Source organism: Pseudoroseomonas cervicalis ATCC 49957 (genome assembly GCF_000164635.1).
Classification (GTDB): Bacteria; Pseudomonadota; Alphaproteobacteria; order Acetobacterales; family Acetobacteraceae; genus Pseudoroseomonas; species Pseudoroseomonas cervicalis.
Genome location: NZ_GG770777.1, coordinates 155,549 through 164,389, shown reverse-complemented (window position 1 = coordinate 164,389; position 8,841 = coordinate 155,549). Strand labels below are relative to the sequence as shown.

The following is an 8,841-nucleotide window of genomic DNA, read 5'->3' as shown; positions in this document are numbered from 1 at the left end:
GCACGCAGCGCCGGGCGCAGCCGCGCCAGCGTCTCCGCCGCCGCCAGCAGATCCTCGAGCCCATTGACCCGCAGCACGCCGGCGCGGCGCAGCGCCGCCTCCATCACCGCATCCGCGATGCCGGAGGCGTCGATCTGCCGCCCGCCCGGGCGCAGCGCCACCACGGGGCGGGTGCGCGCGGTGGCGCGGGCGGCGGAGATGAACATGCGCCGGTTCTTGATGCGCCGCAGATCGAGCAGCACGGCGCCGGCCGCCGGGTCGCGCGCCAGCCAGTCCAGCGCCAGGGCGAAGCCCAGCCCGTGGTTGGTGCCGATGCCGAGGATATGGCTGAAGCCCAGCTCCTCCCCCGCCGCCCAGTCGATGATGGCGCGCGCCACGGCGCCGGACTGGCAGAGCAGCGCCAGCCGCCCGGGCTTGGGCATCAGGTGCGACAGGCTGGCATTCAGCCCGAGCGCCGGCAGGCAGAGGCCGAAGCTGTGGGCGCCGAGCGCGCGCATCCCCGTGCGCTCGCACATTCCGGCGAGGCCGGGCGCGGCCACCGGCAGGATGGCGGCGAAGCAGCCGCGCGCCGCCAGCGCCGCCATGGCCGGCTCCTGCGCGGCGGGCGGCAGGCAGAGCACGGCGAGGTCCGGCGCCTCGGGCAGCGCGGCGACATCCGCCACCGCCTCCAGCCCCGGCGCGGCCAGGCCGATGGCGAAGAGGCGGCCCTTGAAGCCCCCCGCGGCCAGGTTGCGCGCCAGCACCGCCGATTCCGGCAGCGCCGGGTCGGCCAGCAGCGCCACCGAGCGCGGCCGGAACAGCGCGGTCTCACGGAAGCCGGGGGTGCGGCGCGGCAGGGCGAGGGGGAGCTTCATGGCGCGCCAGCTTTGCCGCGCGGCGCACCGCGCTGCAACAAAAGCCTGTCCGGACGGGTGACGGAACCGCTCGCCCGGGCCGCGAGGCTGGCAAGTCGGGCCCAGCCGGGGTAAGGGCTGCGGCAGCGCGGCATGCCGCGCCTCCGGCCGACCCGCCCGTCGCCGGCGGGCCTGGCCGGGCCCCGGTCCTGCCGGGTTGCCGCGCCCCCATGTCGCCTTTATAGCCGTCCCGACGCCCGAGAGGTCCTTCGCCTTGGCCAGTATCGCCCCCCTCCCCGACGCTTCCGCCAACCCCGCCATCGCGGCCCAGGCCGAGATCCTGGCGCGGCCGATGACCGAGAACCGGCGGATGGCCGACGCCATCCGGGCGCTGGCCATCGACGCGGTGGAGAAGGCCAAATCCGGCCATCCCGGCATGCCGATGGGCATGGCCGACGCGGCGACGGTGCTGTTCACCAAGTTCCTCAAGCATGACGCGGCCGATCCGCGCTGGGCCGACCGCGACCGCTTCGTGCTGTCCGCCGGGCATGGCTCGATGCTGCTCTATGCCTGGCTGCATTTGTCCGGCCATGCCGGCATGGGCATCGAGGACATCAAGCAGTTCCGCCAGCTGCACTCGGTGGCCGCCGGCCACCCCGAATTCGGCGAGCATCCGGCGATCGAGACCACCACCGGCCCGCTCGGCCAGGGGCTGGCCAATGCCGTCGGCATGGCGCTGGCCGAGCGCCACCTGGCGGCGCGCTTCGGCAAGAGCCTGGTCGACCACCGCACCTGGGTGATCGCCGGCGATGGCTGCCTGATGGAGGGCATCAGCCACGAGGCCGCCTCCATCGCCGGCCACTTCAAGCTGTCGAAGCTGACCGTGCTGTGGGACGACAACGGCATCTGCATCGATGGCGATGTCGGGCTGACCAGCTCGGACGACGTGCTGAAGCGGTTTCTGTCGTATGGCTGGGCGGTGAAGCGGGTCGACGGGCATGATCCCGTGGCCGTCGAGAAGGCGCTGGAGGCGGCGACCCGCTCCAAGAAGCCCACCATCATCGCCTGCCGCACCATCATCGGCTTCTCGGCGCCGAGCAAGGCCGGCACCGCCGGCAGCCATGGCAGCCCGCTGGGCGGGCCGGAGGCGGCCGCCGCCAAGGAAGCCCTGGGCTGGACCGCCGCGCCCTTCGAGATCCCCGAGGACATCAAGGCGTCCTGGGAGGCCGCCGGCCGCCGCTGCGCCGGCACCCGCCGCTCCTGGCTGAAGCGCCTGGCCAACCACCCGCAGAAGGCCGAGTTCGAGCGCGCCATGGCCGGCAAGCTGCCGGAGGGCTGGCACGAGGCCGCCGCCGCCTATCGCGCCAAGCTGGCCGAGGACAAGCCGAAGATCGCCAGCCGCGTCGCCAGCCAGCGCGCGCTGGAGGTGCTGGTGCCGGCGATCCCGGAGATGATCGGCGGCTCGGCCGACCTGACCGGCTCGAACAACACCAACGTCAAGGGCATCCCCGTCCTGACGCCGGAGAACTATGCCGGCCGCTATGTCCATTGGGGCATCCGCGAGCATGGCATGGCCGCCGCGATGAACGGCATGGCGCTGCATGGCGGCACCATCCCCTATTCCGGCACCTTCCTGGTCTTCGCCGACTATCTGCGCCCGTCGCTGCGGCTGGCCGCGCTGATGCGCCAGCGCGTCATCCATGTGCTGACGCATGACAGCATCGGCCTGGGCGAGGACGGCCCGACCCACCAGCCGGTGGAGACGCTGGCCAGCCTGCGCGCCATCCCCAACCTCTATGTCTTCCGCCCGGCGGATGCGATGGAGACGGCGGAGTGCTGGGAGATCGCGGTGGCCCGCGCCGACGGCCCGGCCGTGCTGGCGCTGTCGCGCCAGAACCTGCCCGCGCTGCGCGCCGAGGCGGGCGAGAACAAATCGGCCCGCGGCGGCTATGTGCTGGCCGAGGCCTCCGGCCCGCGCCGCGCCACGCTGATCGCCACCGGCTCCGAGGTGCAGCTGGCCATCGCCGCGCGCGAGACGCTGGAGGCCGAGGGCATCCCGACCGCCGTGGTCTCGCTGCCCTGCTGGGAGCTGTTCGCGCTGCAGGATGAGAGCTACCGCGCGGCCGTGCTGGGCGATGCGCCCCGCATCGGCATCGAGGCGGCGCTGCCCTTCGGCTGGGACCGCTGGCTCGGCAGTGATGCAACCTTCATCGGCATGGCGGGGTTCGGTGCCTCGGCACCGGCCGAGGATCTCTATCGCCACTTCGGCATCACGGCGGACGCCGCGGTGGCCGCGGTCAAGCGCAAGCTGGGCTGAGCGGGGCGCCTGCCCCTTCGCCTGTTACGGGAAAGACGAGGAAAGACATCATGGCTGTGAAGGTCGCGATCAACGGGTTCGGGCGTATCGGTCGCCTCGTGCTGCGCGCCGCCTGCGAGAGCGGGCGCGACGATGTCGAGTTCGTTGCCATCAACGACCTGGGCTCCGTCGAGGCCAATGCGCATCTGTTCCGCTATGACAGCGTGCATGGCCGCTTCCCCGGCGAGGTGATCGTCGAGGGCGACAGCATCACCATCAAGGCCCATGGCAAGACCTGGGGCCCGATCAAGGTGACGGCCGAGCGCGACCCGACCAAGCTGAAGTGGGACGGCGTCGACATCGCCGCCGAGTGCACCGGCATCTTCACCGCGCGCGAGAAGGCGCAGGTGCTGCTCGGCACCGGCGCGCGCAAGGTGCTGATCTCGGCCCCCGGCGAGGGCGCCGACAAGACCATCGTCTATGGCGTGAACCACAAGTCGCTCACCGCCGAGGACAAGATCGTCTCCAACGCCTCCTGCACCACCAACTGCCTGGCGCCGGTCGCCAAGGTGCTGCACGAGACGTTCGGCATCGAGCGCGGCTACATGGTCACCATCCACGCCTACACGGGTGACCAGAACACGGTCGACACGCTGCACAAGGACCTGCACCGCGCCCGCGCGGCGGCGGTCTCGGCGATCCCGACCTCGACCGGTGCCGCCAAGGCCGTGGGCCTGGTGCTGCCGGAGCTGGCCGGCAAGCTGGACGGCACCGCCATCCGCATCCCGACGCCGAATGTCTCGCTGGTCTCGCTCGACTTCGTGCCGAAGAAGACCGGCCTGTCGAAGGACGAGATCAACGCGGCGATCAAGGCGGCGGCCGAGGGCGAGCTGAAGGGCATCCTGGGCTACAGCACCGAGAAGCTGGTCAGCATCGACTTCAACCACAACCCGGCCTCCTCCACCTTCGATGCGACGCAGACGCAGGTGGTCGATGGCGGGCTGGTGCGCGTGATGTCCTGGTACGACAATGAGTGGGGCTTCTCCAACCGCATGTCGGACACCGCCGCCTATCTCGGCAAGCTCTGAGCGGGGCGCGGCCATGGCCCGGTTCCGGACGCTCGACCAGCTCGACCCCGCCGGCAAGCGGGTCCTGCTGCGCGCCGACCTGAACGTGCCGGTGCGCGACGGTCAGATCTCCGACCGCACGCGCATCGAGCGCCTCGCCCCCACCATCCGCGAGCTGGCGGACAAGGGCGGGCGCGTCGTCGTGCTCAGCCATTTCGACCGGCCGAAGGGCAAGCGGGTGCCGGAGATGTCGCTGAAGCCGATGGCCGAGGCGCTCTCCGCCACGCTGGGCAAGCCCGTCGCCTTCGCCGATGACTGCATCGGCGCGGTGGCGGAAGCCGCCGTCGCGGCGCTCAAGGATGGCGACATCCTGGTGCTGGAGAACACGCGCTACCACGCCGGGGAGGAGAAGAACGACCCGGCGATGGTCGACGCGCTGGCCAAACTGGGAGACGTGTTCGTCAACGACGCCTTCTCCGCCGCGCATCGCGCCCATGCCTCGACCGAGGGCGTGGCGCACAAGCTGCCTTCCTATGCCGGGCGGCTGATGCAGGCGGAGCTGGAGGCGCTGGATGCGGCGCTGGGCAATCCGGCGCGGCCGCTGGTGGCCATCGTCGGCGGCGCCAAGGTCAGCACCAAGCTCGACCTGCTCGGCAACCTGTCGAAGAAGGTGAATGTGCTGGTCATCGGCGGTGCCATGGCCAACACCTTCCTCGCCGCCCAGGGCAAGTTCATGGGCAAGTCGCTGCAGGAAGCGGAGATGCACGGCACCGCGCTGCGCATCCTCGACGAGGCCAAGGCGGCGGGCTGCGAGGTGCTGCTGCCGGAGGACCTGGTGGTGGCCGAGGCCTTCGCGGCCAACGCCCCCAGCCGCACCGTCTCGGTCGACAATGTGCCCGAGGGCATGATGGCGCTCGATGTCGGGCCGCAGACCGTGGCCGCCGTCGAGTCGCGGCTGAAGCGGGCTTCCACCCTGGTGTGGAACGGTCCCTTCGGCGCCTTCGAGATACCGCCCTTCGATACCGCCACCGTGCAGGTGGCGCAGACCGCCGCGGGTCTCACCACCTCGGCCGGGCTGAAGACGATCGGCGGCGGCGGCGACACCGTCTCGGCGCTGCGCCATGCGGGCGTTGCCGACCGCATGACCTATGTCTCCTCGGCCGGCGGCGCCTTCCTCGAATGGCTCGAGGGCAAGACGCTGCCGGGCGTGGCGGTGCTGCAGGAAGGCTGAGGCGCGGCGCGCCACAGGCCGGACGATCCGAGGCCGGGGCCCACGCCCCGGCCTTTTTTCATGTCCGCCGCCCGACTCGCGGCGCCTGCCCTCGCCTCATCCGATGACCCGAGGGCCGCCCGGAAATCCCGGGTCAAGGGGTGGCGCTGCGCGCGGCATGGCTCCACATTCCGCCCGAAGCTCTAAGAGGAGACGCTGCGATGTATCAGGACGTCCTGCTCCATATCGATGGCCAGTGGCGCGCCGCGACCGGCGGCCGCACCATTCCCGTGCTGAACCCGGCGACCGAGGAGGTGATCGGCACCGTCCCGCATGCCAGCCAGGCCGACATGGACGAGGCCCTGGCCGCCGCCGAGCGCGGCTTCGCCACCTGGCGCAAGGTCTCGGCCTATGAGCGCGCCAAGCTGATGCGCAAGGCCGCCGACCTGCTGCGCTCGCGCGCCGACAGCATCGCCAAGCTGATGACGCTGGAGCAGGGCAAGCCGCTGCCGGAAGCGAAGATGGAGGTGATGGCCGGCGCCGACATCATCGACTGGTTCGCCGAGGAAGCCCGCCGCGCCTATGGCCGCGTCATCCCGGCGCGGGGCGAGGGCATCTACCAGCTGGTGGTGAAGGAGCCGGTCGGCCCCGTCGCGGCCTTCACGCCCTGGAACTTCCCGATCAACCAGGTGGTGCGCAAGCTCTCCGCGGCGCTGGCCACCGGCTGCTCGATCATCGTCAAGGCGCCGGAGGAGACCCCGGCCTCCCCGGCCGAGCTGATCCGCTGCTTCATCGATGTCGGCCTGCCGCAGGGCGTGGTCGGCCTGCTCTACGGCGTGCCGGCCGAGATTTCCTCCTATCTCATCCCGCACCCGACCATCCGGAAGGTGACCTTCACCGGCTCGACCCCGGTGGGCAAGCACCTCGCCGAGCTGGCCGGCAAGCACATGAAGCGCGCCACGATGGAGCTGGGCGGCCACGCCCCGGCCATCGTGTTCGACGACGCCGATGTCGAGGTGGCGAGCAAGACGCTGGCGACCAGCAAGTTCCGCAATGCCGGCCAGGTCTGCGTCTCCCCCACCCGCTTCCTGGTGCAGGAGAAGGTGTTCGACCAGTTCGTCGAGAAGTTCACCGCCTATGCCAAGTCGGTGAAGGTCGGCAACGGGCTGGAAGAGGGCACCCAGATGGGCCCGCTGGCCAATGACCGGCGCATCCCGGCCATGGAGGCGCTGATCGGCGACGCCACCCAGAAGGGCGCCGAGCTGCGCGCCGGCGGCAGCCGCATCGGCAACAAGGGCTATTTCTTCGAGCCCACCGTGCTGACCGGCCTGACCCGCGAGATGCGCGCCATGAACGAGGAGCCGTTCGGCCCGCTCGCCCTGATGGTGCCGTTCCGCGATTTCGACGAGGTGGTGGAGGAGGCGAACCGCCTGCCCTTCGGCCTCGCGGCCTACGCCTTCACCCGCTCGGCCAAGACGGCGAACGCCATCGCCAGCCAGGTCGAGAGCGGCATGATGACGATCAACCATCTGGGCCTGGCCCTGCCGGAAGTGCCCTTCGGCGGCATCAAGGACAGCGGCTATGGCTCGGAAGGCGGTTCGGAGGCGATCGAGGCCTATCTGAACACCAAGTTCGTGACGCAGGCCGGGCTGTAAGGCCCGCCTTCGGGGGAGGCTTCGCCCCCCCCTTCCCGCGTGGCGGCGGCCTGTCCGCCACGGAACCGGCCGGGCCGCCCGTGGCGCCCGGCCAGCGCCTCAGCCGCCGGTCGCCTGCTCCCGGCTGGCCAGCACCTTGTCGACGCGGCGCCCATCCATGTCGACGATCTCGAAGCGCCAGCCCGACCAGACGATGCGGTCGCCCTCGCGCGGCACGCGTTGCAGCAGCGCCAGCATCAGCCCCGCCACGGTGTGATAGCTGCCCTCGGCCGGCAGCTCGGGCAGGTCCAGCCGCGCCTTCAGCTCGTCGCTCGGCAGCATGCCGTCCAGCAGCAGGCTGCCATCATGCCGCTCCACCACATCGCCGCCGGCGGCGGGCACCGCCACCGGCCCCAGCTCGCCCACGATCGCCTCCAGCAGGTCGGAGGCGGTGACGACGCCCTCGAAGCTGCCATACTCGTCCATCACCAGCGCGATGCCGATCGGGTCGGCGCGCAGCCGCTCCAGCGCCGACAGCGCCGAGAGGCTGTCCGGCAGGATCATCGGCTGGCGCATGGCGGCGGCCATGTCGAGCGGCCCGCCGGCCAGCAGCTGGTCCAGCAGGTCCTTGGCCGCCACCACGCCCACCACATTGTCGATGCGCCGCTCGGCCACCACGAAGCGGGTCACCGGGCTGCTGCGCACGCGGCTGGCCACCTCCTCCTGCGCCGCGCCGCGCTCCAGCCACTCCACCTCGGTGCGCGGCGTCATCAGCGCGCGCACCGGCTTGTCGGCCAGGCGCAGCACGCGCTCGATCATGTGCCGCTCCTCGGTCTCCAGCGCGCCGGCCTCGGCGCCCTCGGCCACGGCGGCGCGCACCTCCTCCTCCGTGATGGTCGCCGAGACCGGGCGGGCGGCGCCGAGCAGCCCCAGCACCAGGGCGGAGGAACGCGACAGCAGCCAGACCATGGGGGCGGCGATGCGCGCCAGCAGCGCCATGGCCGGCGCCACCAGCACGGCCACCGCCTCCGGGTTGCGCAGCGCCACCTGCTTCGGCACCAGCTCGCCCAGGATCAGCGAGGCATAGGTGATGCCGACCACGACGATGGCCAGCGCCAGCTGGCTGGCATAGACCTCGAAGCCCGGCAGCTCCCCCAGCACGCCGCCCAGGCGCTGCGCCAGCCCCTGCCCCGCGAAGGCGCCCGCCAGCACGCCCACCAGGGTGATGCCGACCTGCACCGTGGGCAGGAAGCGCTGCGGATCCTCCATCAGCTTCAGCGCGACGGTGGCGCCCGCCCGCCCTGAGCGCTGCATGCCGAGCAGCCGCACCCGGCGCGAGGAGACGAGCGCCAGCTCGCTCATGGCGAAGACGCCATTGAGCAGAACCAGCAGCAGAATCACGGCCAGTTCGAGCAGCACATCCATCGTCGGCGATCCTCCATGCGGCAGGGATGCGGGACGCATCCCGCGGCGCCATGCCAGCCGGTTCTAGGGCAGCGCTGCCACAGGGTCACGCCCCGCGGCCCCATTCCTGCCATCAAGCGGTCGATCCCCTGCCGCATCGGTCGTGCAGAAGCCTCGCATGCGACAGGCCCCAACCCCGGAGCAGGCATGATGAAGGTTCCCTCTTCCCAGCCGCTTCCCCCCCGGCACTCCACCGCGGCGGCCGCGCAGCCGCTGCCGGCCCTGGCGCTGGCCCTGCTGCCGGCGCTGCTGCAGCCGGCGTTTTGGTGGCTGGCCGGTGCCGGCGCGGCCTGGACGTCGCTCTGGCCCTGGCCGCTCGCCGCCGCCTCGCTGGGCG

General features: G+C 71.7%; 6 protein-coding genes and 1 pseudogene. 5 read left to right on the top strand and 2 right to left on the bottom strand.

From position 1 onward, the window contains the following. A pseudogene (locus HMPREF0731_RS00705) lies at positions 1 to 854 on the bottom strand (GNAT family N-acetyltransferase); the annotation flags it as partial. 253 nt (positions 855 to 1,107) lie between these two features. Between HMPREF0731_RS00705 and tkt the strand changes: the two are divergent. The 4 genes from tkt to HMPREF0731_RS00685 all read left to right on the top strand — a co-directional run bounded on the left by tkt (position 1,108) and on the right by HMPREF0731_RS00685 (position 7,061). Further along, a complete protein-coding gene (gene tkt, locus HMPREF0731_RS00700) occupies positions 1,108 to 3,150 on the top strand; it encodes a transketolase (RefSeq protein WP_157135875.1) in 2,043 nt (680 codons plus the stop codon). A gap of 50 nt (positions 3,151 to 3,200) precedes the next feature. Beyond that, positions 3,201 to 4,217 (top strand): type I glyceraldehyde-3-phosphate dehydrogenase, encoded by a 1,017-nt coding sequence (gap, locus tag HMPREF0731_RS00695; RefSeq protein WP_007002047.1) that lies wholly within the window; start codon positions 3,201 to 3,203, stop codon positions 4,215 to 4,217. 13 nt (positions 4,218 to 4,230) lie between these two features. Beyond that, positions 4,231 to 5,427, top strand: a complete 1,197-nt coding sequence (locus tag HMPREF0731_RS00690) for a phosphoglycerate kinase (protein WP_007002046.1) — start codon at positions 4,231 to 4,233, stop codon at positions 5,425 to 5,427. A 200-nt stretch (positions 5,428 to 5,627) separates the two neighbouring features. Beyond that, positions 5,628 to 7,061, top strand: a complete 1,434-nt coding sequence (locus HMPREF0731_RS00685) for an NAD-dependent succinate-semialdehyde dehydrogenase (protein WP_007002045.1) — start codon at positions 5,628 to 5,630, stop codon at positions 7,059 to 7,061. Positions 7,062 to 7,160: 99 nt separating this feature from the next. Here HMPREF0731_RS00685 and HMPREF0731_RS00680 read toward each other — a convergent pair whose 3' ends face one another. Continuing rightward, positions 7,161 to 8,465 carry a hemolysin family protein gene (locus tag HMPREF0731_RS00680; protein WP_007002044.1) on the bottom strand — a complete coding sequence of 435 codons (1,305 nt, stop codon included), beginning with the start codon at positions 8,463 to 8,465 and terminating at the stop codon, positions 7,161 to 7,163. Between the two features lie 186 nt (positions 8,466 to 8,651). Between HMPREF0731_RS00680 and HMPREF0731_RS25875 the strand changes: the two genes are divergently transcribed. After that, positions 8,652 to 8,841: hypothetical protein (locus HMPREF0731_RS25875; protein WP_007002043.1), on the top strand; the 190-nt coding region annotated here is incomplete at its 3' end.

Excerpts from the sequence above, each read along its gene's own strand:
- HMPREF0731_RS00690 (WP_007002046.1), top strand. The coding sequence starts at position 4,231 with ATGGCCCGGTTCCGGACGCTCGACCAGCTCGACCCCGCCGGCAAGCGG.
- HMPREF0731_RS00680 (WP_007002044.1), bottom strand. The coding sequence starts at position 8,465 with ATGGATGTGCTGCTCGAACTGGCCGTGATTCTGCTGCTGGTTCTGCTC.
- HMPREF0731_RS00685 (WP_007002045.1), top strand. The coding sequence starts at position 5,628 with ATGTATCAGGACGTCCTGCTCCATATCGATGGCCAGTGGCGCGCCGCG.
- gap (WP_007002047.1), top strand. The coding sequence starts at position 3,201 with ATGGCTGTGAAGGTCGCGATCAACGGGTTCGGGCGTATCGGTCGCCTC.